The sequence below is a fragment of the Sporosarcina sp. FSL K6-2383 genome, assembly GCF_038618305.1.
In the GTDB taxonomy this organism is placed as follows: Bacteria; Bacillota; Bacilli; order Bacillales_A; family Planococcaceae; genus Sporosarcina.
Window position 1 is genome coordinate 2,531,833 of record NZ_CP152017.1, and the last position, 25,356, is coordinate 2,557,188.

The 25,356-nt window shown below is 42.8% G+C and carries 26 protein-coding genes and 1 other annotated feature; of the genes, 1 reads left to right on the forward strand and 25 read right to left on the reverse strand.

From position 1 onward, the window contains the following. Positions 1-17: 17 nt before the first annotated feature. From MKZ10_RS12535 to MKZ10_RS12560, 6 genes are all read right to left on the reverse strand, one after another. A complete protein-coding gene (locus tag MKZ10_RS12535; protein WP_342505281.1) occupies positions 18-2,216 on the reverse strand; it encodes a bifunctional (p)ppGpp synthetase/guanosine-3',5'-bis(diphosphate) 3'-pyrophosphohydrolase in 2,199 nt (732 codons plus the stop codon). Positions 2,217-2,349: 133 nt separating this feature from the next. Continuing rightward, entirely contained in the window at positions 2,350-2,862 is a 513-nt protein-coding gene (locus MKZ10_RS12540; RefSeq protein WP_342505282.1) for an adenine phosphoribosyltransferase, read from the reverse strand. Continuing rightward, positions 2,862-5,201 (reverse strand): single-stranded-DNA-specific exonuclease RecJ, encoded by a 2,340-nt coding sequence (recJ, locus tag MKZ10_RS12545; protein WP_342505283.1) that lies wholly within the window; start codon positions 5,199-5,201, stop codon positions 2,862-2,864. Before recJ ends, MKZ10_RS12540 begins: the two co-directional genes overlap by 1 nt. 92 nt (positions 5,202-5,293) lie before the next feature. Then, positions 5,294-5,641, reverse strand: coding sequence for a lipopolysaccharide assembly protein LapA domain-containing protein (locus MKZ10_RS12550; protein WP_342505284.1), 348 nt, complete (start codon positions 5,639-5,641; stop codon positions 5,294-5,296). Between the two features lie 141 nt (positions 5,642-5,782). Continuing rightward, the gene (gene secDF / locus MKZ10_RS12555; protein WP_342505285.1) at positions 5,783-8,068 is read right to left on the reverse strand and encodes a protein translocase subunit SecDF; all 2,286 of its coding nucleotides are present in this window, start codon (positions 8,066-8,068) and stop codon (positions 5,783-5,785) included. Between the two features lie 257 nt (positions 8,069-8,325). Then, the gene (locus MKZ10_RS12560; protein WP_342505286.1) at positions 8,326-8,649 is read right to left on the reverse strand and encodes a post-transcriptional regulator; all 324 of its coding nucleotides are present in this window, start codon (positions 8,647-8,649) and stop codon (positions 8,326-8,328) included. A gap of 95 nt (positions 8,650-8,744) precedes the next feature. Between MKZ10_RS12560 and MKZ10_RS12565 the strand changes: the two genes are divergently transcribed. Then, positions 8,745-10,256 carry an oligosaccharide flippase family protein gene (locus MKZ10_RS12565; RefSeq protein WP_342505287.1) on the forward strand — a complete coding sequence of 504 codons (1,512 nt, stop codon included), beginning with the start codon at positions 8,745-8,747 and terminating at the stop codon, positions 10,254-10,256. A 3-nt stretch (positions 10,257-10,259) separates the two neighbouring features. Here MKZ10_RS12565 and MKZ10_RS12570 read toward each other — a convergent pair whose 3' ends face one another. The 19 genes from MKZ10_RS12570 to MKZ10_RS12660 all read right to left on the reverse strand — a co-directional run bounded on the left by MKZ10_RS12570 (position 10,260) and on the right by MKZ10_RS12660 (position 25,260). After that, positions 10,260-10,901 (reverse strand): DUF421 domain-containing protein, encoded by a 642-nt coding sequence (locus tag MKZ10_RS12570; RefSeq protein WP_342505288.1) that lies wholly within the window; start codon positions 10,899-10,901, stop codon positions 10,260-10,262. Between the two features lie 126 nt (positions 10,902-11,027). Beyond that, positions 11,028-11,300: a preprotein translocase subunit YajC gene (yajC, locus tag MKZ10_RS12575; protein WP_342505290.1), complete on the reverse strand. Its 273-nt coding sequence runs from the start codon at positions 11,298-11,300 to the stop codon at positions 11,028-11,030. A 40-nt stretch (positions 11,301-11,340) separates the two neighbouring features. Further along, on the reverse strand, positions 11,341-12,480 hold the full coding sequence (gene tgt, locus MKZ10_RS12580) for a tRNA guanosine(34) transglycosylase Tgt (protein ID WP_342505291.1): 1,140 nt from the start codon (positions 12,478-12,480) through the stop codon (positions 11,341-11,343). 2 nt (positions 12,481-12,482) lie between these two features. Then, positions 12,483-13,532: a tRNA preQ1(34) S-adenosylmethionine ribosyltransferase-isomerase QueA gene (gene queA / locus MKZ10_RS12585; RefSeq protein WP_342505292.1), complete on the reverse strand. Its 1,050-nt coding sequence runs from the start codon at positions 13,530-13,532 to the stop codon at positions 12,483-12,485. A 104-nt stretch (positions 13,533-13,636) separates the two neighbouring features. Next, on the reverse strand, positions 13,637-14,641 hold the full coding sequence (gene ruvB / locus MKZ10_RS12590) for a Holliday junction branch migration DNA helicase RuvB (protein ID WP_342505293.1): 1,005 nt from the start codon (positions 14,639-14,641) through the stop codon (positions 13,637-13,639). Between the two features lie 30 nt (positions 14,642-14,671). After that, positions 14,672-15,274, reverse strand: coding sequence for a Holliday junction branch migration protein RuvA (ruvA, locus tag MKZ10_RS12595; protein ID WP_342505294.1), 603 nt, complete (start codon positions 15,272-15,274; stop codon positions 14,672-14,674). Between the two features lie 78 nt (positions 15,275-15,352). Further along, positions 15,353-16,588 (reverse strand): ATP-binding protein, encoded by a 1,236-nt coding sequence (locus MKZ10_RS12600; RefSeq protein WP_342505295.1) that lies wholly within the window; start codon positions 16,586-16,588, stop codon positions 15,353-15,355. Between the two features lie 228 nt (positions 16,589-16,816). Then, a complete protein-coding gene (locus tag MKZ10_RS12605; RefSeq protein ID WP_342505296.1) occupies positions 16,817-17,539 on the reverse strand; it encodes a YebC/PmpR family DNA-binding transcriptional regulator in 723 nt (240 codons plus the stop codon). A 12-nt stretch (positions 17,540-17,551) separates the two neighbouring features. Then, positions 17,552-18,421 carry a phosphotransferase gene (locus MKZ10_RS12610; RefSeq protein WP_342505297.1) on the reverse strand — a complete coding sequence of 290 codons (870 nt, stop codon included), beginning with the start codon at positions 18,419-18,421 and terminating at the stop codon, positions 17,552-17,554. A gap of 7 nt (positions 18,422-18,428) precedes the next feature. Next, positions 18,429-19,478 (reverse strand): LysM domain-containing protein, encoded by a 1,050-nt coding sequence (locus MKZ10_RS12615; protein ID WP_342505298.1) that lies wholly within the window; start codon positions 19,476-19,478, stop codon positions 18,429-18,431. 142 nt (positions 19,479-19,620) lie between these two features. Continuing rightward, positions 19,621-20,508: a prephenate dehydratase gene (gene pheA / locus MKZ10_RS12620; protein WP_342505299.1), complete on the reverse strand. Its 888-nt coding sequence runs from the start codon at positions 20,506-20,508 to the stop codon at positions 19,621-19,623. Between the two features lie 15 nt (positions 20,509-20,523). Further along, positions 20,524-20,979, reverse strand: coding sequence for an ACT domain-containing protein (locus MKZ10_RS12625; RefSeq protein WP_342505300.1), 456 nt, complete (start codon positions 20,977-20,979; stop codon positions 20,524-20,526). A gap of 50 nt (positions 20,980-21,029) precedes the next feature. Continuing rightward, entirely contained in the window at positions 21,030-22,316 is a 1,287-nt protein-coding gene (gene obgE / locus MKZ10_RS12630; RefSeq protein ID WP_342505301.1) for a GTPase ObgE, read from the reverse strand. A gap of 11 nt (positions 22,317-22,327) precedes the next feature. Next, positions 22,328-22,846: a Spo0B domain-containing protein gene (locus tag MKZ10_RS12635; protein WP_342505302.1), complete on the reverse strand. Its 519-nt coding sequence runs from the start codon at positions 22,844-22,846 to the stop codon at positions 22,328-22,330. Positions 22,847-23,004: 158 nt separating this feature from the next. Further along, complete coding sequence (gene rpmA / locus MKZ10_RS12640; protein WP_179392075.1) at positions 23,005-23,295, reverse strand: 50S ribosomal protein L27; 291 nt, start codon at positions 23,293-23,295, stop codon at positions 23,005-23,007. 12 nt (positions 23,296-23,307) lie between these two features. Beyond that, positions 23,308-23,637: a ribosomal-processing cysteine protease Prp gene (locus tag MKZ10_RS12645; protein WP_342505303.1), complete on the reverse strand. Its 330-nt coding sequence runs from the start codon at positions 23,635-23,637 to the stop codon at positions 23,308-23,310. A 6-nt stretch (positions 23,638-23,643) separates the two neighbouring features. Beyond that, positions 23,644-23,952 (reverse strand): 50S ribosomal protein L21, encoded by a 309-nt coding sequence (rplU, locus tag MKZ10_RS12650; protein ID WP_203246798.1) that lies wholly within the window; start codon positions 23,950-23,952, stop codon positions 23,644-23,646. 13 nt (positions 23,953-23,965) lie between these two features. Next, positions 23,966-24,040, reverse strand: a sequence feature (ribosomal protein L21 leader region). Between the two features lie 45 nt (positions 24,041-24,085). Continuing rightward, positions 24,086-24,697 (reverse strand): site-2 protease family protein, encoded by a 612-nt coding sequence (locus MKZ10_RS12655; RefSeq protein ID WP_342505304.1) that lies wholly within the window; start codon positions 24,695-24,697, stop codon positions 24,086-24,088. Then, the gene (locus MKZ10_RS12660) at positions 24,694-25,260 is read right to left on the reverse strand and encodes a hypothetical protein (RefSeq protein WP_342505305.1); all 567 of its coding nucleotides are present in this window, start codon (positions 25,258-25,260) and stop codon (positions 24,694-24,696) included. The genes MKZ10_RS12655 and MKZ10_RS12660 overlap by 4 nt, the downstream gene beginning before the upstream one ends. Positions 25,261-25,356: the final 96 nt, after the last annotated feature.

Sequence of the window (25,356 nt, forward strand, 5' to 3'; positions counted from 1 at the left end):
CCGATCCATCTCCCTTATCAGTTGATAACGCGTTGCACGGAGTAGATATCACGAATTTGTTTAATCCGATCGACAATTCTATGCAAATGCGCAATATCCGTAATTTTAATCGTCATGTTAATACGTGCAATTTTATCGCGATCCGCTTTACCACTTACCGCTACCATTGGTGTTTTCGTATCTGCAACGACCATCATCACTTCGTTTAGCAAACCTTGTCTGTCAAACGCAGATACTTCAATATCAACCAAAAATTCTTTTTTAGAATCTGCTGGTCCCAGCGCCCATTCAACATCAATAATCCGATCACTTTCCTCATCATCGGCCATAATATTAGGACAATCTAAACGATGGACTGAAACTCCACGCCCCTTCGTGATAAATCCGACAATCTCATCACCCGGTACTGGATTACAACATTTCGACAAACGAATGAGTAAGTTATCAATTCCTTTAACGATAACACCCGATTCGGTCATTTTATCAGACGGGGTAGCCTTCATATCCTTAACGATTTTGTCAATCGTATCCTGTTGTTCGCGTTCTTTGCGTAGTTTCTCCGCCATGCGATTAACGACCTGTTGAGCAGTAATACCATTAAATCCAACAGCTGCATACATGTCCTCTTCGGATGTGAAGCTAAATTTTTCAATAACCCGTTTAATGCCTTCGGGCGTCAGTGTTTCTTTTATATCGTATTCCTGTGCTTTAATTTCTTTTTCAATCATTTCGCGGCCTTTGACAACATTTTCTTCTCGTAGCTGCTTCTTGAAATACTGTCGAATTTTATTTTTCGCCTGAGAGGTGTGTGCAATTTTCAACCAGTCACGACTCGGTCCAAATGATTGCTTGGACGTCAAAATTTCAATGATATCGCCCGTAAATAATTCAGCATCCAACGGCACCATCTTGCCATTCACTTTCGCACCGATTGTACGGTTTCCAACCTCAGAATGGACACGATAGGCAAAATCAATGGGAACAGAACCTGCTGGTAGCTCTATTACATCGCCGTCTGGAGTAAAGACGTAGACCATGTCCGAAAATAAATCGAACTTTAAGGACTCCATAAATTCTTCGGCGTTGGAAGATTCATTTTGGATTTCTAGTATCTCTCTGAACCATGTCAATTTCGAATCAATATCACTTGGATTGGCCGTCAATGCTTTGCCTTCTTTATACGCCCAATGCGCGGCAACCCCGAACTCAGCAATTTTATGCATTTCCTCCGTTCGAATTTGCACTTCAAGTGGATCACCGGCTGGTCCTACAACTGTTGTATGCAAAGACTGATAAAGGTTCTGCTTTGGCATGGCAATATAATCCTTGAAGCGCCCTGGCATCGGCTTCCATAGCGTATGAATAATACCAAGAACCGCATAACAATCTTTAATACTGGACACGATAATGCGCACAGCCAACAAATCATAGATTTCATTGAATTCTTTTTTCTGGATGACCATCTTACGGTAAATCGAATACAGATGTTTCGGTCGACCTGAAAGATCAGCAGAAATTTCCATCTCTCCGATTTCGTTTTTAATTTGAAGCATGACATTTTCCAAATAATTTTCGCGCTCTACACGTTTACGTTTCATCATATTGACAATCCGATAATACTGTTGCGGATTTAAATAACGTAGCGCAATATCCTCCAACTCCCATTTGATGGCGGATATCCCAAGACGATGCGCAAGTGGTGCAAATATTTCGAGCGTTTCAGCTGCAACACGGCGCTGTTTTTCTTCTGACACATGTTTGAGCGTTCTCATATTATGAAGACGGTCTGCCAGTTTGATCAAAATCACTCGAATATCCTGCGCCATTGCCACAAACATTTTACGGTGGTTTTCCGCTTGTTTTTCTTCCTTCGATTTATACTTTAATTTTTCAAGTTTCGTTACACCATCGACAAGCATCGCGACTTCTTCACCAAAATCACGAATGATATCTTCTCTACTAATATCCGTATCTTCTACAACATCATGGAGGAATCCCGCTGCCACCGTCGAAGGGTCCATTTGTAATTCGGCTAGAATACCCGCAACTTGGACAGGATGAAGAATATATGCCTCACCTGAGCTCCTATACTGTCCCACATGTGCAGATTTCGCAGCCTCATATGCTTTTTTGACGAATTCAACGTGTTCATCATTCATATAGGAGGCGACAACTGAAAATATTTCTTCTGCCGTCATGTCACGATTTTTCGCCATAATTTTTCCCCTTTCGACCTTATCCGCAAAATTGTTAGTATTTCTATTGTATGTATAAATGCATCCATATGTAAAGTCCTTATATTGGAAAAGTCCTTCGCTTGTCGTGCGAAGGACCTTTTTCACCTATAATTTAGTATGTGATTAGCGAACGCATATTGTAGTCTTGTAGCTTTTCACGACCATCTAAATAAGAAAGCTCGATGATAAATGCACAGCCTGCTACTACGCCGCCAAGCTTCTCAACAAGCTCAACAGTTGCACCCACCGTACCACCAGTTGCCAGTAAATCATCGACAATCAGCACGCGCTGACCTGGTTTGATAGCATCCTTGTGGATTGTCAATGTATCTTTACCGTATTCGAGATCGTATTCGACTTCAATCGTTTCCCTTGGCAATTTACCCGGTTTACGAACGGGAGCAAAGCCCACTTCTAGCGCATAAGCAACCGGACAGCCGATGATGAAACCGCGTGCCTCAGGACCTACGATAATATCCGTTCCTACTTCTTTAGCAAACTTCACAATTTCGTCTGTCGCATATTTATATGCTTGACCATTATCCATAATTGTTGAAATATCCTTAAAGCTAATGCCTTCCTTCGGATAATCCGGTACAATCGTGACGTATTCTTTCAAATCCATTATTGTTCCTCCCCGTCGACAGTTCCATTCCTAATCAGATCGAACCATCGTTTCAATTCCATATATGGTGCATATAGCAATACTTTTTCAAGCTCCATCTGCAGCTCGCGTTCTTGATAGGACGGCGCTTCAGACAAATCTCGTTTACCAACAGTCTCGATTACAGAAACAAGACCATTTTCTATCTTAACAAATCCAAGCTCAGAAAACACCTTTGACATGAAATAAACTGTATCCTTTTTCCACGCCTTATGTGTCGTTAGTTGTTCCCCGTTCTTAGTCATATCAAATTCTTCACGTTTTTTCAAGAAGCTATAATACCAGCCGAACTGATCACGGCCCGGCAAACCATCAAAATACTTCGAATCAGCCGCATGGAAATGCGCATACACGCGTTGCGGATTGACCGTCACAAATAGCTCCTCTAATTGTGTAGCATCATCTGGTATATCGAGCAACACCAGATGATCCGCTTCCCCTATTTGACTTTGTCCAACTAGATGAATGGCAATACCTCGCAAGGAAGATTGAAAATGGTGAATGGTCTGCTCATGAAATGCAACAAACAATGTACCATCCGCAGGAATTGACGGGAGCCATCTCGACGGTTCGCGCATTCCGCGCAAGTCAAATAACTGCCATTCATCAGACCGAATATCGCTGATTAATAGCTGTGGCTTTTTATTGCCATTCCATTCATTGACCTGCAAGTCTCCGACAACCGACACTTCAATCCCAGGCGTTAACTCATCCGCGAGATGCCCCAAACTGAAGCCAATCGCATCCAAGATGTGTTCGTCAGAAACCAATTCCAATTTCATATGGTTTTTTGCCGCTCCAATTTTCCGGATAGTTGCAGCTGATACTTTTTCAAGTAAGTACAACGGCTTTTGAAAATCCATCCCAAAAGGTCGCAGTAACTCCAACGACTCCAAAGCACCCACATCAATTTCGTCAATCGACAATGGCACATCAATAATAAGTTCTGGTGATAGCATTTCGTTGGTCAACACTTGCTCTGCTTGCGCATTGAGATTGTCACGCAGAACATCCACATCTGCAAGTGCAAGTGACATCCCAGCAGCCATTTGGTGACCCCCAAAATGCGGTAAAATTTCTTTGTTTTTCGACAGCTCCGCAAACATATCAAAGCCCACAATACTTCTAGCAGATCCTTTCGCAATACCCTTCTCCGGATCAATCGACAGCACAATCGTCGGACGATAATACTTCTCTGTAATGCGGGAGGCAACAATTCCAACAACGCCTGCATTCCAGCCCTCAGCTGCAATAACGAACACATAAGGAATCTGTTCTCCATATTTGCTGGTAATGAACTCTTCTGCTTCTTGACTAATCGCGGCTACAATGGCTTGTCTTTCTTTATTTAATGCATCTAAATCTTTCGCTAATAAAGTTGCAAGTACCGTATCTTCCGTTTTTAGCAGATGAACTGCAGGCGCAGCATCCCCAAGACGTCCTGCCGCATTCAGTCGCGGTCCAATCATGAATCCGATTGACTCCTCCGATAACTGGGCTTGCTCAGTGCCAGCGATGCGTGCAAGCGCTTGTATCGCCGGACGCTTCGACACTCGCATCTGTTTAATGCCTTCTTTGACAAAATAACGATTCTCTCCACGTAATGACACAAGATCCGCAACTGTTCCGATGGCCACAAGCTCAATTAAATCTTGTGGCACTTCATCAAGCAACGCACACGCGAGTTTAAATGCCACACCTACACCAGCGAGATCACCAAAGGGATACGCACCATCCGGGTGGCGCGGATGAATAATAACGTCAGCTGGCGGCATCACACTGCCTATCTCATGATGGTCTGTGACGATGACGTCGAGTCCAAGTGTCTTGGCATAAGCAATTTCATCAATGCCAGAAATACCGTTATCAACTGTCACAATAAGTGATACACCTTGTTCGTACAACCCAAGAAATAGCTCCTTATTTGGCCCATAGCCATGTGTGAAACGATTTGGAATAGAGAACAGGACATCTGCCCCCATGCGCTCAAGCGCCGTCATTAAAACCGTAACACTCGTGACACCGTCTCCATCGTAATCGCCATAGACAGCAATTTTTTTATTATTAGAAATGGCTAGCTTAATGAGTTCGACCGCCTTATTCATTTCATAAAGTAAGTATGGGTCATGCATAGATGATACATCCATATGTAATAAAGCTTTCGCTTCGACTGGATTGGTTATTCCTCTTGAAGCAAGAATTTTCGCTTGGACAGATGACAGCCCGAGCTCCGCTGTCAATACGCTTACCACTTGCTCATCCGGTCGTTCCACTGTCCATCTTTTCATTGATTCGATCAAAACCTTTCACATCCTCTGATTCATTATAACGGATGCGCGAGGCATAAAAAAGCACCTTCTCTGATAATCATTCCAGAAAGGTGCTTATCCCATCAATCAGTGAGTGGCTCACTAACCTTTTCTAATTCTAAAATAGGAAGAGTAGAATGCTTTTGTAGCTCAGCAATTTCATTTTGCTGCGCTGCAATGGTCTGCTCTTTTAGCGTGATTTCCTTCTGCAATTCTTTTACACGATGATTGGACTGAACGGCGCGAAACATGGCAACAAAACCGCTTACCGCCGCCCCAAGTAGAGCTGAAAATAAGATGACAAGAACGAGTGGTAACTCAGCTGCACCAAAAATATAATTCACTTGTACAGCCTCAATGTTGAAAATAGCAAAAAGAGCAATAATAATTGCAAATAATAGTCCTAACAGTAAATTCCATTGAAACTTCATAAACATCCCCCTCATTAATTATCATATTATCAAATACGTCTCGGCGTAATTTGAATCAGCAAATGTATTTGCTGATTCAAATGAAAAATGGAACAGAATATACTGTAGAGTATACCCTGTTCCATGAAATTGTGAAACCTCTTATACAACAGGCTCGTCTGAACCCCATTGTTTCTTCTGTTCATCTGCTTTAATCGGACCTTTTTCCTTCAATTCGCGTTTTTTCAGATCAAACCAGATTTGAGCTGAAATGAAAATTGAAGAATACGTTCCAGCAAACAATCCGATGAGAAGTGCAATCGAGAATGGTCGGATTGATTCTGCGCCTAAAAACGTTAATGATACTACAACAAGAATAACCGTTAGCACTGTATTAACAGAACGCCCTAATGTCTGACGTAACGATTTATTAACAATATCTCCCAACTCTTCTTCTGTCGCAATATGCTTACGATGGCTAATATTTTCCCGTATCCGGTCAAACGTAACAATCGTGTCATTGATGGAATACCCCACAATCGTTAAGACCGCTGCGATGAATGTAACATCGACTTCAAGTCGCAAAATACTAAATACGGCAACCATGAAGAATGCATCATGCAATAGCCCAATAATGGAGGCAACACCCATACGCCACTCAAAACGGAATGCAACGTATATCACAATTCCTATAGCGGCAAACAACAATGCATACATGGCATTTTTCGCAAGTTCTTTACCAACTGTGTTGGATACCGTCGAAATGTTCGGTTCAGCACCAAATTCAGCAGCGATACCAGCTTTCAATTTAGTTACTTCTTCTTGCTTGAACTCATCTTTATAACGAACAACACCGATATTTTTAGTGTCTCCAGAAATAACAATATCACTAGCTGGATGTTCGACTTTATCTAGGAAAGTTGAAACTTCATCACTTGTTAAAGTATGATCTGATAGGATTTCCACACGCGTACCACCTGAGAAGTCAATACCTAGATTCAATTTGAAGATTCCCAACATAACAATACCTGTTGTCAGTAAAACAGCTGAGATGACGTAAAACTTCCTACGCGTACCTACAAAATCCAAACGGTCGAATTTCGTTGTTAGGTCTAATGTTTCTACTTTTTCTTCTGCAGGATGAATTCTGTTTTTCGAAATACCGAATAGTCCTGGTTTGCCATCTAGTAGACCACTGTTAACAAGCAGACCGAGCAGTAAGCGCGATCCCCAAACAGCTGTCAAGAAGCTGGCTAGGATACTAATAATCAACACGACCGCAAACCCTTTGACCGAGCTTGTCCCAAATATAAAGAGGACAACTGCTGCAATCATTGTCGTAATATTAGCATCAAGAATCGCAGTGAAAGCAGATTTCGCCCCCGCTGAGAATGATGTCTGAATTGATTTGCCAACACGTAATTCCTCTCGAATCCGTTCATACGTCAGGATATTGGCATCGACGGCCATCCCAACTCCGAGCATTAAGGCTGCAATACCTGGTAGCGTCAGCACACCATTGATAAGTGTAAAGACGAGCAAAATGATATAAATATAAATGGATAAAGTAATAACTGCTACAAGCCCTGGCAGACGGTAGTAGACAATCATAAAGACAAATATAAGCGCAATACCGATAATCCCTGCAAAGATTGTCTTGTTCAGTGCTTGCTCACCAAATTGCGCACCGACTGAAGTCGAATAGACTTCTTCAAGATGAACAGGTAATGCACCCGCATTCAAAATACCTGAAAGTTCTTTTGTTTCCTTCGTCGTAAATGACCCGTTAATTTCTACGTTAGAGGAAGCAATTGTTCGTTCTACGGTAGGAGCTGAAACAATTTTCCGATCCTTTTCCGGCTTCAAAATTTCTGTTGCATAAGAATCTTCACCTTCAACAAAATCGAGCCAAATTACGAGTAAATTTTGACCCGTACCAACGCCCCTATTTTTAATCTCCGTCGTTACTTCACCAAATTTATTCGCATCTTTCATTTCAAGCGTAACGACAGGGTTATTGTTTTCACCAAAGCCGCCCTTCGCTTTACCTTCTTTCAAATCATCTCCATCCAATAGGAGTTTGTCATCGACATCCCTAAATGTTAGATCCGCCTGAGTCGATAATAATTCACGGGCTGAGTCTTGGTCTTCTACACCCGCAAGCTGTACACGGATCCGATTATTGGATTCAATTTGAATATTTGGCTCACTGACACCGAGAACGTCCACCCGGCTTCTAAGCGCATCTGCCGTATCGGCAACAACTGATTCTGTTATTTTTGTACCACCAGCTTTTAATTCTTGAACTTCATAAAGAACTTCAAAGCCTCCTTGTAAATCGAGACCAAGTTTGACATTGTTCAATATCGGACTAGTAGTTGTTCCAATCGTCCCAGCAAATAGGACGAGTAGTAATAGGAACGCAACGATCCGTCCTCTTCTTTTCATAATCCAGTTTCCCCCTCTTTATGTGGAGCCGTACGGCAATCCTTATGTACGTACTCCGAGCACAACGCTTTCAAATCAATTACGCCTCGGCGTAATTGCGTCCAGATTTTGAATTACGCCGCAGCGTAATTAACTCCTTTCAAAATCTGTGACATCCGCCGGAGGCATTAACTTGCTTCGACTGAAGCAAGTTAAAACACAATATGTACATTATGAAACACGACCACCTATGTGTCAAATGGTCGGGTATTAGTATATCATATCTCTTCGTTTGATTGGGCAGGAGCTAATAACGTTCTGAATTCTTCATTATCGAGACTCGAGAACCAATTATCGGAGTCTCTTTGTTCTTCAATTTGTGTATACGTCATAAACTGGGCAGGGGTTACCCGCAAAATTTCATTGACCATTTCATGTATCCGCATTGTTTCGATTTCTTTTTTACGCCATTTTTTTTGGATACAGAACGTCCAAATATCCTCGTTCGTTATTGTCGGGTAGCCATAAAGATGTAATTCAGTCTTTTTACTTTCAATCACAGGCAACATTTGAGTGAATAACTGTTCATATTGTTGTGTCATTATCCCATTCCTTTCATCAACAGTCGTAAGGGCGTACATTTTTGCATACGCTTAGTGTATATGAAATGTCCGGAATTAGGAAGGAGTTGTTTAACTTGTCATCATTTATCCGCGGGACAGTCGTTCTGATGGTCGCTGTCTTCCTGTCCAAACTTTTGGGATTCGTCTTCCGGATTCAATTCATGCGAATTGCAGGTGAAGAGGCTGTCGGGATTTACATGACCGCCTATCCTGCTTTCATTTTTTTCCTTTCCCTTGTCCAACTTGGCGTTCCAATTGCCATTGCTAAAGTCATTGCCGAGCTGGATACCAAGGGAGAGACGGTCAAACTACCTGCCGTTATGAAAACAGCCAGCTTCATCACCATCTTAACAAGTACGGTATTTATCCCCACCTCGATTTTATTCGTGCCTTATTTATCGGAGACACTTCTCGGCAACGCTGCCTCTTCAACCACATTATATGTAGGCATTGCGATTGTCCCAATTGCTGCAATTGGCGGGTTAATTCGCGGGTACTTTCAAGGGATTGCGCGTATTGAAGAAACGGCATGGTCGCAGCTCATCGAGCAATTTGTACGGATTATCCTTATCACTTGGTTGTTACCATCTCTTCTCATCAGTGACAATACCGCTATGAATGCCGCCTACGCAATGGGCATCACCCTGCTGGCAGAACTATTTTCGTTTGTCTACTTAATGTTCAAGTATCAGCAACGGAAAAAGCGGGTACCGAAAGAACAGCAAAAGACGAAGCGCTACCCGATGGAGCCCTTGCTTGCTATCGCACTACCCTCTTCCGGTAGCCGGTTATTTGGAACGTTTACTTGGTTTTTGGAACCGATTATTTTTCTTCGTGCCTTAGCTATGTCGGGAGTAACCGCCATCGCTGCCACATCCCTTTACGGTATCATCTCTGGCGTGCTCATTCCATTGCTGCTGTTTCCATCCTTTATCCCTTATGCCTTGTCTGTCGTCCTTGTACCAGCTGTCAGCGGCGCAGCTGCTTCGGAAAATAAAGGGAAGTTACGAGAACGAATTCACTTATCGCTTCGATTATCGGCATTGACAGGGGCTTTTGCAGCGGCAGTTTTCTATGTCCACGGACAGGCATTGGCCGAAAAACTGTTTCATGTGACCGAAGGGGCAGATTTTATGACCTTACTTGCCCCCATTTTTTTCTTTTATTACATTCAAAGCCCTCTCTACTCAATTTTACAAGCGACAGGAGATGCCAAAGCAGGGATGATGAACTCCGTCTATGGCGGCATCGCTAAGCTTGGCGTCATGTTTATCCTCGCCTCGCAGCCGGGGTTACAAGTGACAGGCGCCGTCCTAGCTATCGGCTTTGGCGTACTTATCACGTCATTCCTTCATATAGCGACACTGCGTAAAAATAAAGCGACAGCAACCGGCTTCACGATGTTCGCCATGCCTTACGCATCCTTCATCATGACCGCCATCATGCGTCCGATTTTCATCCCTATTGGTAATGTCGGACTTATCATGGAATGCATCATCACTGCATTATTTCTACTTGCCGTTCTTATTTTGACGGGGCAAGTGAAAAAAAATGACTTCATGCAATTTAAAAAACTTATCAGGTGACGTTTATTGAAATTTCTCTTTCAACTGATACTTCAACTCTCCATTTTCAAATGTACAATAAAAGATCTGTTGCACATCACTAATTCCTTGGTTTTTCAGTTCCTTTTCAAGCCATTCAGCTGTTTGACCGATTAACCCTAGATGCTTAAGTTGGATCACACCATCTGAAACTAGTGCAAGCACGGGCTGTATATCATCATGTTTGAATACAGATAAGTTCCCTGATGGTTCTAAATATGCAAAAGAAACTTCATGGACCGAACCAATTTGTTGCTCACGTAGCTGCTGAAATAGATCATCCAAATTGTAGCGCTGTTTCCGCATCTCGTGCTCCACTATTTGACCATGCCGAATAATAATAGTCGGCTCACCATCTACAGTATTCCTAAACCTTTTACTTTTTAATGAAATAAAAGATGATAATAATTGAATGGCCAATAAAATAAGCATCGGAACAATCGATTGCAGCAGTTCCTTATCAGGGGAATCGAGTGCAAATGCTGCCACTTCAGCCATAATAACAAATACAACAATATCGATGACTCCGAGCTCTCCAACTTCCCGTTTCCCCATAATTCGCAAGATAATGACGATGAGGATATATAATAATATAGTTCTATAGCCAATAACAAATAAGTCGTGCATAACAATCCTCCCCTTTTTATAAAGGATGCCCTTTACACTTCAGCTTGTATACACGATAGATATAGAAAAAGAGGTAACTGTCTAGACGGAAAATTTCCCAATCTAGCCAATTGCCTCTTGTTGTTCTTATAGACCCGCTTTTGAATCTGTTACACGTCCAACTGCTTGTCTATCGAATTGCAGTGTAGTACCTTCTGAAACTTTAAGGAATACCGACGAATCATCAACAGCATCGATTGTTCCGTGAATTCCACCAATTGTAATGACATAATCCCCGCGTTTTAAATCGCTTTGCATCTGCTTCGTCGCTTTCTGTCTCTTTTGCGCCGGCCTGATTAACAAAAACCACATAACCGCGAACATTGCCACAAACGGCAATAATCCTGCTAAACCTTCCATTATTTCATCCCCCTTTCAACCATTATTCATTATACAAGATTCAGAAGTTTTTTGCATTCGGTTTGTTAAATCCATAGCTTTCAAAAAACTCTTCGCGGAAATCTCCGAGACGATCATTGCGAATTGCATCCCTCACTTGCTCCATTAAATTGAGCAAGAAATGGAGGTTATGATGCGTCGTCAAACGGATACCAAATGTCTCTTCCGTGCGGATTAAATGATGGATATACGCTCGACTATAATTTTTACAAGCATAGCAATCACAGTCTTTATCGAGTGGACCGAAATCATCTTTATACTTTGCATTACGAACAACTAAACGTCCTTCACTCGTCATCAATGTACCGTTACGTGCAATACGCGTCGGTAACACGCAGTCAAACATGTCGACACCACGGATTGCACCGTCGATGAGCGAGTCAGGGGAACCAACCCCCATTAAGTAACGCGGCTTGTCTACTGGTAATAATGGCGTCGTATATTCAAGTACACGGTTCATAATATCCTTTGGCTCACCGACGGATAATCCACCAATCGCATAGCCAGGGAAATCAAGTGCTACAAGATCTTTCGCGCTCTGCTTACGTAATTCCTCAAACTCACCGCCTTGAACAATTCCGAATAAGGCTTGCTCATCTGGCCGAGCATGCGCCTCTAAACAACGTGCCGCCCATCTCGATGTACGCTCCACACTTGCCTTCATATACTCATATGTCGCTGGAAATGGCGGACACTCATCGAATGCCATCATAATATCCGGCCCTAGCGCATTTTGAATTTCCATCGCTTTTTCAGGGCTTAAAAATAGCTTACTACCATTCAAATGATGTCTAAAATGAACGCCTTCCTCTTCAATCTTTCGGAATTTGCTTAATGAAAACACTTGGAAACCGCCTGAATCAGTTAAAATAGGTCTGTCCCAATTCATGAATTTATGCAAGCCGCCCGCCTCTTTAATGATTTCATGACCAGGACGAAGCCATAAATGATACGTATTACTTAAAATAATGCCCGCACCAATATCTTTTAATTCCTCTGGTGACATCGTTTTCACCGTTGCCTGTGTGCCGACTGGCATGAATGCAGGCGTCTCAAATGACCCATGTGGCGTATGGACAATCCCTAGACGCGCCCCTGTCTGTTTACAAGTTTTAATATGTTCATATGTGATTGCTGCCATTACTATAATTCCTTCCTTTGTGACGGTTTGATGAACATTGCATCTCCAAAGCTGAAGAAGCGATATTTTTCCTCAACCGCCTGTTGATATGCTGCGAGAATATGCTCCCGCGTTGCCAATGCCGAAATAAGCATAATAAGTGTCGATTTTGGTAAATGAAAATTGGTTAATAAGCCATCTACAATGCTAAACGTATAGCCTGGATAAATGAAGATTGAAGTCCAGCCACTTGTCGCAATCATTTTACCATCATTTGCAGAAGCAATGGTTTCCAACGTTCGCGATGACGTTGTTCCTACCGCAATGACGCGACCGCCTCGTTCTTTTGCCCCGTTAATAGCATCTGCTGTTTGTTGCGAAACCTGATAATACTCCGAATGCATCGTATGATCTTCAATCGTATCCGCACTTACTGGACGAAACGTTCCAAGACCTACATGCAAGGTAATAAATGCAATTTGTACGCCTTTCGCACGCATATTGTCTAATATTTCATCCGTAAAATGTAGCCCTGCTGTTGGTGCAGCCGCCGAGCCACGCTCTTTCGCAAACACCGTCTGATAACGTGCTTGATCATCTAGCGTTTCTGTAATATACGGTGGTAATGGCATTTGTCCAAGCCCATCTAGAATTTCATAGAAAATCCCGTCATAGATAAATTTGAACGTCCGCCCACCTTGCGCCTGAATCCCTATACATTCCGCTTTTAAACGACCATCACCAAATGTGACAATCGTTCCCAGTTTAACACGCTTTGCAGGCTTAACAAGCGTCTCCCACTCATCAGCACCTGTTTCCTTCAATAAAAGCACTTCAATTGTAGCACCTGTTTCCTCTTTTACACCCATTAAACGTGCTGGCAGGACTCGCGTATCATTTAACACGACAATATCTCCTGCCTCAAGCTCATCTAACAAGTCTGGAAAATGACGATGCTCTACTTGTCCCGTCACTTTATCGAGCACCATTAAACGGCTCGCCGTACGGTCGACTAGCGGCGTCTGTGCGATTAACTGGTCTGGTAAATCAAAATCAAAATCATTGACATCCATCGTCTATAAAATCTCCCTTTATTCTAAAATTAAAAGTCCTGAGGCCTACAGGATATAGGTTATGCAGATGTTGCGACAAGAAGTCGCGCACTTAGACTGCTTCCTTAGACTTCCTCCGGAACTGAGTAACCAAAATGCTCGTACGCCAACCTCGTCGCTACTCGTCCGCGAGGCGTCCGTTGGATAAAACCAATCTGTAACAAATACGGCTCATAAACATCCTCAATCGTCACAGATTCCTCACCGATACTTGCAGAGATTGTATCGATACCAACAGGTCCGCCACGAAAGCGCTCAATCATGCCCGTCAACAATTTATGATCAATATGATCTAACCCATGCGAATCGACTTGTAACATTTCAAGTGCTTGCTGCGCTGTTGTTTCGGTAATATTGCCGTTACCTCTCACTTGAGCATAGTCACGTACACGGCGCAGCAGCCGATTGGCAATACGCGGGGTGCCACGAGAACGACGCGCAATTTCCACGGCTGCCCGCTCGTCAATCGCCACTTCAAAAAGACCTGCACTGCGAACAACAATTTCCTTCAATGGCTCTACTTCATAAAATTCAAGACGTAGCGGTACGCCAAATCGATCGCGCAAAGGCGCCGATAAAGCCCCGGCACGTGTCGTCGCACCAATTAGCGTAAAGGGAGGTAAGTCCAAGCGAATCGATCGTGCAGAAGGTCCTTTGCCCACAACAATATCGAGACAAAAATCTTCCATTGCAGGATACAACACCTCTTCAATTGCACGATTCAGCCTGTGTATCTCATCTATAAATAAAACATCTCCTGGTTCAAGCGACGAAACGACCGCCGCCAAATCACCTGGGCGTTCAATTGCTGGACCACTTGTCATCCGGATATTAACATTCATTTCATTGGCAATGACACTAGCCAGCGTCGTCTTCCCAAGCCCAGGAGGTCCATACAACAACACGTGATCCAAACTCTCACTACGACCTCTTGCTGCCTCGATAAAAACACCTAGATTATCCTTCACTTTTTCCTGCCCAATATACTGGCTGAGAAACTGTGGCCTAAGTGATTGTTCAAAACGCTCATCAAAATTAGAAACTTCTCCTGAAATGACCCGTTCTTCCATCGTCGGCCCCCCTCTCTAGCTTAGCCTTCCTTACTGTTTCAACAATAACTTCAATGCCAATTTCATATATCCTTCTGTATCATGCTCTTCTTTTTCCAACTTCGGCTTCACCTTTGTTAGCTCACGTTGTGAATAGCCAAGTGCTTCCAGCGCCAATATCGCTTCATCTAACGCACCGTTCTCCGCCATCGTCAGTAACGTCACATCATCATCCGGCATATCAATTTCACTGAATAGATCATGCAGCTTCCCCTTTAAATCGAGAATCATCTGACGTGCGGTCTTTTTTCCAACACCCGGGAACTGAACTAAAAATGTCTCGTCTTCCCGTTCAATCGCTCCAATCACTTGCGAAGGAATACCACTCGCAAGAATAGCCAAAGCACCCTTCGGACCTATTCCAGAAACGGTAATTAGCTTTTTAAACAATTCGCGCTGCTCCAATGACTTAAAACCCAGTAATAGCTGGATATCTTCACGGACATGCAAATAAGTATACACTTGCTGAATATCCTCTGTCTTATGGAACGCATAAGGATTCGGTGTCATAATTAGCCAACCAATCCCACCCTGCTCCAGCGTAATATACTCCGGCGTCACACGCGTAATCTGCCCTTTTATGTAGTCGTACATTTATATCTGCCCCCTATATGGTCAGAACTGATTATACCATACGAACGCATTTTCTACATTCTAGAATCACAATCAAGGTCAAACTGGGATTGTAATCAGAAAAGTCGTCCCTTTCCCAACTATACTCTCCACATCTATTTTCCCCTTTACATTGCTAATCGTATTGTAAACCATCAACATCCCAAGGCCAGTTCCTTCTTTTTTTGTAGAGTAATAGGGTTTTCCCAACTGCGAAATTTCTTCACTGGTCATACCAATCCCATTATCTTCAATTTTTATAACAATATTTTTATTGTGTTCCGCAACATCAATTGACAGCGTCCCTCCGTTGTCTTTCATCGCTTCTATACCATTTTTAAATAAATTGATGAAACACTGCCTCATTTGATTTTCATCATATTTTTTCTTCAATGAATTCGTAAAACAAACTTGTATGCCGACTTGATTCATCTTGGAATAGGGTCTCATAATATTTTCTACATACATTATTTCATCTTTTAAATTAGCATAAACCATATTTGCCGATTGTGGTTTTGAGAAAGTCAAAAAGTCGCTAACAATTTTTTCTGCTCGCTCCAATTCTTTTAACGAAAACTCGATATAACTCTTGTCTTCAGAGGTCATTGTTTTTGACTCCTGTAAAAGTTGTAAAAACCCATTTGTGACAGTCAGTGGATTTCTTATTTCATGAGCAATACTTGCTGACAAATCACTAATATCTTTCAGTCTTTCCGATTGAAAATAAAGGTCTCGGGTTTTCACATTAGAGATAACCTTCTCTATTAAAGACATAATAATGCAAACCACGATAATATGGATGACAAATGCATAGACAGTCAATGTCCAAAACTCGCTTGTTAAATCGGAATAATTAAAGCACAATGTAAAGAAATAAAATGCGGTCACAAGAAAAGTGACACCTACCGCATATAGAATTCTATTTTTCGCACTTTGCTGCATAAATCTCTTACTCAATAGTGGTACGACAATAAAAATAACCGTCGAGAACATAAGTGATTGATAAATCCCTTCTCCACCTATAAAAAAACGGTAACTATTGAGAACGAGATAAAGAGGCAATACCATTTTGTAACTACCAAAAAGTGCAACAATAATAAATGGAATATATCTTAAATCAAATATAAACCCCAATTCCAATGTAAACGGGAAGGCCATACAAAATATAAGAGCGATAGATGCAAGGAGAATAAGTATATATTTATTACTTTTCGTTAATTTATTTTCAAAAAACATGACAGCTATTAAAACTGGAAAAAGTAAAAATAGTACATTTAAAAGCAATGTTTCAATCAAGCCAAACTTCCTTCCTATGACACTTCGTGCACAATCAATATGTGCAACACCCTTTAGAATTGTACACTATTTATCAATGCAAGATGTAACTTTCTCATTTTTTATCCGCCAAGGTCTACGTCATCCATCCAAGTCTTCTAGCTGACGAAAGATAAATACCCATCCACCGTAAGAATATTAGCCATTCTCACTCAGTGGATGAGTATTTGTATGAAACCTATTCTACTGTTACTCCGCCGCATTATGATAGATATCTTGGACGTCATCGTCATCCTCGAGCGCTTCGAGCATCTTGTCAAACAGCTCTTCATTGTCAATTGAAAGCTCTGTGTACATCGACGGAATCATCTCAATTTCTGCTGAAATGAAAGCAATCCCCTCCGCCTCAAGTGCTTCCTTCACTGTTAAAAATTCAGACGGTTGCGTCACAATTTCAAAGCCTTCTTCTGTCGATTCGATATCATCCGCACCTGCTTCAAGAGCCGCCATCATCACTGTGTCTTCATCCGTATTATCAGTCCGTTCAATGAAAAGACGTCCTTTGCGGTCAAACATGTATCCGACTGAACCACTTTCTCCAAGACTGCCGCCATTTTTATTAAATGCGACACGCACGTTTGGAGCTGTTCGGTTACGGTTTTCCGTTAGACAATAGACAAGTACAGCGACTCCGCCCGGCCCGTATCCTTCATAGATCACTTCTTCGTAGTTTTCATCGGCTCCAGCACCCGTTGCTTTGTCGATCGCACGTTTAATAACGTCATTTGGAACGTTGACACTTTTCGCCTTTTCAACAGCAAGACGAAGTGCAGCGTTCAACGCAACATCTGGTCCGCCCGATTTTGCAGCTACAAAGATTTCTTTAGACATCTTTTGAAAAATTTTACCCCGTTTCGCATCTTGTGCACCTTTACGATTTTGAATATTCTTCCACTTGGAATGGCCTGCCATACTGACTACCCCCTATATATTAATCCGTTCTACATCATACCATAATTTCGGCCAATGTGAGAGTGCGGACTCTGTAAAAGGGATTAACTGCTTCGCCTGTCTCTCCCTACTCGATGGGGAAAGTGTGAAGAAGTACAGCCACTCGCGCAGTAATTCATTCGGAAAAAGAAGTAACGTTTTAGATGACTGATCTAACTTTTGTAAAGATGGCTGTTCACCAAACAAAAAGTCAATATCATAATCAATTTGCGGTAACACGCGATGAATCCAGAGCGCAATTTCAGTACCAGCGGGTCCAGTGCATGCAAGATCAAAGTCGATGAAGCGGATAATACCCATCGAATCACGCAGTATATTATGATGCACTACATCTCCATGCAATAACGTACCATTCAAATGATCCCGATATGTCCTTTTAACAATACTTATCGCATTCAATGCGTAAAACAAAATTTCGTCAACCTGACCTTTTCCAATATATGCCTCAATTGCACTGCTCAATTCACGAAAACGAATGATTCGATCCTCCCACTTCATTAGCAGAGGATAAGGATGCAAATAAGATGAGGCGAGCCAGTCGTGTTTCGCTTTTGTTTCATGAAGGGCGTGAAGAGCCGCAAGTGAGTCCGTTCGATCAGCCCTTTTTTTGAAATTAACCGCCTTGGCCCCCTCCAACCACGGTTGGATAAATAGCATACGGTCTTCCTCAGAAACAACAGAAACTATATGTGGGAACGCCATCTCTTGGAGCACATCATGTATATGATTGACCTTCCTAGCGGTAGAGCCTGATTGATAGCGCTTTGCCGAAAAATACCGCCCTTCTCGCTCCATCTTCCATACATTATCTTTTATTTTTTCGAATTTTTCTTCCAGCGCCATTCTCCTATCAATACGATCCGTACCAATTAGTGCCCTGGTAAGTAGGCATCATTTGGTAAGGCATTGCTTGCATGGATGAATGACAATTACATAGATGACCGTAATACATCGGCATCATCATGGGCTGTTGTTGGTATGGCTGCTGTCCACCACAACCGCATCCTTGCTGAGGGGTTGGGTATGGCATCGCAGGATAGCCTGGTTGGTAAGCTGGAGATATCACTTGTGGAATGTAGCTTTGCTCAGGCGGACACCAGGCAGCAGGCTGCAAATCCAGATTCGGCGATTCTTCAAATAGCTGATTAGGTGATTCAATCAATTGCCAGCCATCAATCATCGGAGTTGGTAATGGGAATGGCTCTGCAGCTGGTCCTCGACTAGGGTATAGCGATGACTCTTCCTGCATCGGAAACTGCGTTGATGGCATTGTTGGTAATGTTTCTAGTTGCTCTGAAGGCCGTGGTGTAGGCTGCGGCATCGCTTGAATTTGTCCCGAGTGCATAAACGGATAGCAGTCGGCATCGAAAATCGGCATCCAGCCACACGGAATCCCAATCATTGGATGCATATGCTGCACGAACGGCGGTACCGGCATGGTTTGTGCAGGCGGTGTTGGTATGGTTTGTGCTGGTGGTGTTGGTATGGGTAGCGGCACTGGCACTGGTACTGGTGGCGTTGGTTGTGGCAACGGCTGCGGCACCTGTACTGGCGGTGTTGGTGTTGGTTTTGGTGTTGGCGTTGGTTTCGGTTTGGATTGTACTGGGTGTGTTGGTTTTTGGTGGGTTGGTGCGGGTGGTCTTGGTACTGGCTGAACCGGTTTTGGATGTGTCGGTGCCGGCATTGATGGCTTCACCGGCAACTTTCCTTTATCAGGATGTTTGACGTGTTCTTGCTTGCCTCCATGGACTTTTTTCGGCAAAAATATTTTCATTCCAGGTACGATGTAGTCTGCATTGGCAAGATGTGCATTAGCACGCTTCAACTCTTCAAACGGGATACCATATTGACGCGCAATCTTCCATAGCGTATCCCCTTTTACAACAATATGGACTTCCACTTAAAAACTTCCCCCTTCCGTCAATCCATCGTATGAACGGACGCCCGTCTTTGTGACGCACATATCGAGTGTGATGTCCCCTCTTGCTATATATATGCCAATGTAGGCATTTTATTCAACAAAAAAACCGTCACATCATTTTTCATTGATGTGACGGTAATTGGTCGTATGTAAAGTATGAGCCAAAGGAACGCACTGAACAATTAAGTGCAGTAAGCTCTTCAATTGCCCCTTGCATCATCGGATGCTCCTCTGCTTCCAAAACATCGATGATGAAGAAATAATTGCCGAGACCCGTTTTTAATGGCCTTGATTCAATTTTACTTAAATTCAACCTGCGCCATGCAAAAACGGATAGCACTTGGTGGAGAACTCCAGACCGATCGTCTTCGGGCAGCTTCACCATAAAAGTCGTTTTCAACTTAGCAGAATGACCTTCATTTTCCAAGCACTCTTTTCGCAAGGATAAGACGACAAAGCGCGTATGATTAAAATGGAAATCATGAATATTTTCCTCCATGATGTGTAGGTCATACTTTTTTGCCGCTAGTCGATTGCCGATAGCTGCGATTTTCTCATCTGGATTTTCAGAAATATATTTTGCTGCAGCAGCCGTTGAAGTCGTTTGAATTAATGGTACACGCCGAAAATTATACTGCAAATACTTATGACATTGCGCAAGTGCATGTGGATGAGAATTGATAGACTGAATTTCATCGGCAAAAGGGATTTGCTTATGATTAATCATCAAATGCTGCTCAATAGGAATTGAAATTTCGGCATTTATGAACAACTCACTCCCATGGAACAGATAATCTATTGTGAGTGGCACAGAGCCTTCCAAGGCGTTCTCAAGTGGAACGATGGCATATGCGACGTGTCCTGCCGACACAGCCTCTATACAATCAGGTATCGTCGGATGTGATACCAAGCCCGAAGTGCCTCCAAAAAGGGTGCTTGCCGCCACATGTGTAAATGACGCTTCAGGTCCCAAGTAAGCAACTGTCGGCGCAAATTTTTCATCTGTCATACAGTCATTCTCCTTTCACAACGAACCTGAGCTGATCAAGTTAACTGAATCTACAAAGTCAGGTACTTTTAAACGTTGCAGAAACTCTTCCATTTTGATTTCCATTTCTGTCACATCAAGCGACAATGTAATATTAGCACGTGCTTGCACAGGTATTGTTTGGTGAATCGTTAAAACATTGCATTTTGCCCCTGAAATAATTTGCAACAATGTCGCAAGCGACCCCTTTCGATCTTCAAGTTGGATGAAGATCGTTAGGATTCGTTCGCGCGCAATTGACTCAAAAGGAAAAACAGTGTCGCGGTATTTATAAAAAGCACTACGAGATAGGCCGACCCTTTTTGTAGCATCTTGTATCGTCGATTCTTCTCCACTCGCCAAAAGTCTTTTTGCCTCTAGCATTTTCTGCATTGATTCCGTCAGCACATCTTCCCTAACAAGGTAAAAATGACCTGCCCCCAATTGCTTCATACAGTTAGCCCCCTGTTTCACAATACATCCTTATTCCGATAATCCATTGATTATTCGAGGAACTCAAATTCAAATTCAAGAATGCGAACTGTATCGCCATCTTTCGCACCACGTTCGCGAAGAGCGTCATCGACACCCATACCACGCATTTGTCTTGCGAATTTACGAACAGACTGATCGAAGTTGAAGTCTGTCATTCTGAATAGACGCTCAATCGTGTAACCAGATAAAACGAATGCACCGTCATCATCACGAGTTACTTCAAAGTCAACTTCTGACTCATGCTTGTAAAGAACAGAATGCTCTTCTTCATCTTTAATTTCATGCATTGGGAATTCAGGCGTCACTTCCAGTAAATCAACAACTGCAAACAATAACTCATCCAACCCTTTTCTTGTGATGGCAGAAATCGGGAATATTAAAGCATCTGGATTAGCTAGTTTTTCCTTAAACACTCTGAGATTATCTTCCGCATCAGGCATGTCCATTTTATTTGCAACAATAATCTGCGGGCGCTCTGTCAAACGTAAATTATATTGCGCCAATTCCTCATTGATTGTTATGAAATCCTCGTATGGATCGCGTCCTTCCAGTCCAGACATATCAACGACATGGATAATAACCCGTGTCCGCTCTATATGCCGTAAAAACTGATGACCTAGACCAATTCCTTCATGTGCCCCTTCAATCAAACCAGGTAAATCAGCGAGTGCAAAGCCACGATGATCTTCTGTTTCAACCATTCCTAAGTTCGGTACCAATGTCGTAAAATGATAATCGGCAATTTTAGGCTTCGCAGAAGAAACTACTGATAATAACGTTGATTTCCCGACACTTGGGAAGCCGACAAGTCCTGCGTCCGCAAGTACTTTCAATTCCAAGCTAATTTCCCTGTCGACACCTGGTTCTCCTTTTTCAGATAGCTCAGGCGCTGGGTTTTGTGGCGTCGCAAATCGACAGTTCCCACGACCTCCACGGCCTCCCTTTGCAATAACAGCCGTTTGTCCATGTTCAACAAGGTCAGCAATGATTGTACCTGTTTCTACATCCATCACGACTGTGCCCGGCGGAACTTTGACAACCATATCCGCCGCACTTTTCCCGTGCATACTTTTACTGCCGCCATGCTCTCCGCGTGGTGCTTTAAAATGACGCTGGTAACGGAAGTCCATCAGTGTACGCAGGCCTTCATCGACAACGAATACGACGTCCGCTCCTTTACCACCATCTCCACCGGCTGGACCGCCATATGCGATATACTTCTCGCGACGGAACGCAACCATTCCATCACCACCGTCACCACCTTTTACATAAATCTTTACGTGATCGACAAACATGTATTTTCCTCCTATCGTCCACGAATTGTGAACGTCCATTGATCTTGTGAAATTGTTTCTTCTACGCTGAAGGAACCTGTTGTTTCTGGCGCTGCAAACATATGATCCATCACACCATTGACAATGAATGTAATCGACCAGCTCGTTGCCGAAGCATTGACCTCAATCTGCGTTTCATAATCAGATGTTGGGTCCACTTTTTTTTCCGCCATTCGAAATACCTGCTCCAAATAAGCTACAACTGCTGTATCATCTACATTGCGGATTCCCGGCGTAATCGTCGATGTTAAAGTTTTAGGAAATATGCTATACACCCAATCAAACGTCACGAGCCAAGTTTCAACAGCAGGTAGTCCAAGTTTTTCTAACATAGCTGCTTGGCGCATCGCATCCGTCGTATCCATAATTTTTTGTTTAGCCTCTGGTAGTTTACCAAGATCGATATACAGTAAGATTAACTGAAGTTCATTCAAAAAATCATGTCTTGCAAATTTCAGCGCCTCTGTCAAAGTCAGCTTATCGTTTCCCATTGTCATTCACCGCCAACATTTTCATCTTTATAGTATAACATTTTTCTACCCTGCTTCGCCAACTAGTGATGCAAAAAGTTGAATGCGCAGGCTTTGTAAATTTTTTATGCAAATAAAAAAAGGACTGCACATCATATGCAGTCCTTTCTCTCGTATGTTTACGCTTCCTGAACTTCAGGGTAAACGCTAACTTTCTTTTTGTCACGGCCAAAACGTTCAAAACGAACGACGCCGTCAACTTTTGCGAAAAGTGTATCGTCACCACCGCGACCGACGTTTTCACCTGGGTGAATTTTCGTTCCGCGCTGACGATAAAGGATTGATCCGCCTGACACGAATTGTCCATCAGCGCGTTTTGCGCCAAGACGTTTCGAGTGAGAGTCACGACCGTTCCGAGTAGAACCTACCCCTTTTTTCGATGCAAAAAACTGGAGATCCAAACGTAGCATGTATGCCACCTCCTACTTGTTGAAGATGAGTTTTATATGTTGCCCATAGTCTTGTTCAATCGTCTGTAATGACACAATCATCGCTTTTAGGATTAACTGTATATCGTAATCTTTTTCGTCGTTTTCCGGGAATATGACTTTCAAATAACCACCGTCTGCTCCTTGATGGATGTCAGGGGTTTTTCCTGTAAGTGCAATGATGGCATTGACAGCACCAAAAGATACTGCAGATGCTCCTGCACAGACAAGGTCTTTTCCATGTTCCGCGAAATCAGCGTGACCTTTCATCTCAAATGAATGGATGTGGCCTGAAGATTGTTCATTGATGATGATTTTAATCATGCCGGCTTACGCGTTAATACCGTCAATGACGATTTTCGTATATGGCTGACGATGACCTTGTTTTCTGTGATAGTTCTTTTTCGGCTTGTATTTGTAAACAGTGATCTTTTTAGCACGACCTTGTTTAACAACTTTACCCGTTACAGTAGCACCTTCCACGAATGGAGCGCCGACTTTCACGTTTTCTCCACCTACGAATAGAACTTTGTCAAAAGTGACGACTTCGTCAGCTTCACCAGCTACTTTTTCGATGTAGATTTCCTGGCCTTGTTCAACTTTGATTTGTTTTCCACCAGTTTCAATGATTGCGTACATACTTGCACCTCCTCTATAAACTCAGACTCGCCTTCCAAGGTGATCCGTAACGGATACTTGTACCTTATCAGCGCGGTTGCAGTAGCACGGGTGCTACAAACAATAACATTTGAATATTACCATTAAAAAAAACTTATGTCAACCGATTTAATTTTATTTCAGTATATGCTTTTTCATACTTTCTGAAACGAAAGGCGGAAATGTTTTGGATAAGAAGAAAAATAGCGAGCACAATATAAAGAGATGTATGTGGAAAACCGCAAAATAATAGTAGAATAGCAGCAAAAAGAACGAGCATAGAATAAACAAGCAAAAGTGCACGTGTGCGATACTCGGAACCATCTGTCTCGAGTAGCGCACAAATTGCCTGTCCACCATCAAGTGGCAATATTGGCAGCAAATTTAGAGCAAGCAATACCAGTTGAATCCGAACGACCTGGTCGTCGCCAGGAAACGGGATCCACAGCGCAAAACCTAATAAAAAAACCGTTGCCAATGGTCCACCGAGCGCGACAATCAGCCGATTCCTTCTAGGTTCCAATTGACGGTTGCTAATCACTAATTCACCGCCATACGGCATAATGATACATGATCGAACGCGCATTCTTGTAGCATATGCCGCTATCAGATGACCCGCCTCGTGAATAAGTAGTGATATGAAAAGAAGCGCATAAACCGATATATCTCCCGTCATAATAAGAAATAAAAATAAGGGTATAAGCACAGGATGGAGCCTAAACTTCATTCATCTACATCCACTGGAGTATCCCCCGAAAGATAAGTTGGCAGTAAAGATACATCTAACGCCACACCATCACGCTTCACCAGTAGATAAATTGCCCCTTCTTCCATTAACGCTAGCGTGTCCCCTTTTTTTACCGACGTATAGGGTAGTATCGGTATTGTTCCGACAAAGCCATAGGTCACTTCATCCCCATTATCATAGAGCACCGTAATCGTCTTGCCCGATTCGCGAGTGAAGCCCGTAAAAACAACAAGACCTCGTCCTTGTGCTGTAATTGACAATGGGTTTGTATAAGAGACGAGCACGCCATTTTTATAAGGTTGCATTGATTCATACAACGAAAAAGGATCATCTGATTCCATACCTGCCGTCACCGCAATTTTATCAGCCTCTGTATCCTTCATCATCGATGCCACCCATTTCTTCACCACCAAAAAATCCTGTCCCGATGTAATGTGTTGCGTAATAGGCTGCCGAATCACCTCTGCCTCCTCTAGCTTCGCTACTCCAATCACCGCAAGTGTTAACACAATCGCTACCAACCACTTTGTCCTCCACCTCACCGGTCACACCACCCGTTTTTTTCAGTATATGACTGGTTGAGAGAATAAATACTTGTTTACAGACGTTACGGGAGAACGAGTTTTTTGAGTTGTACA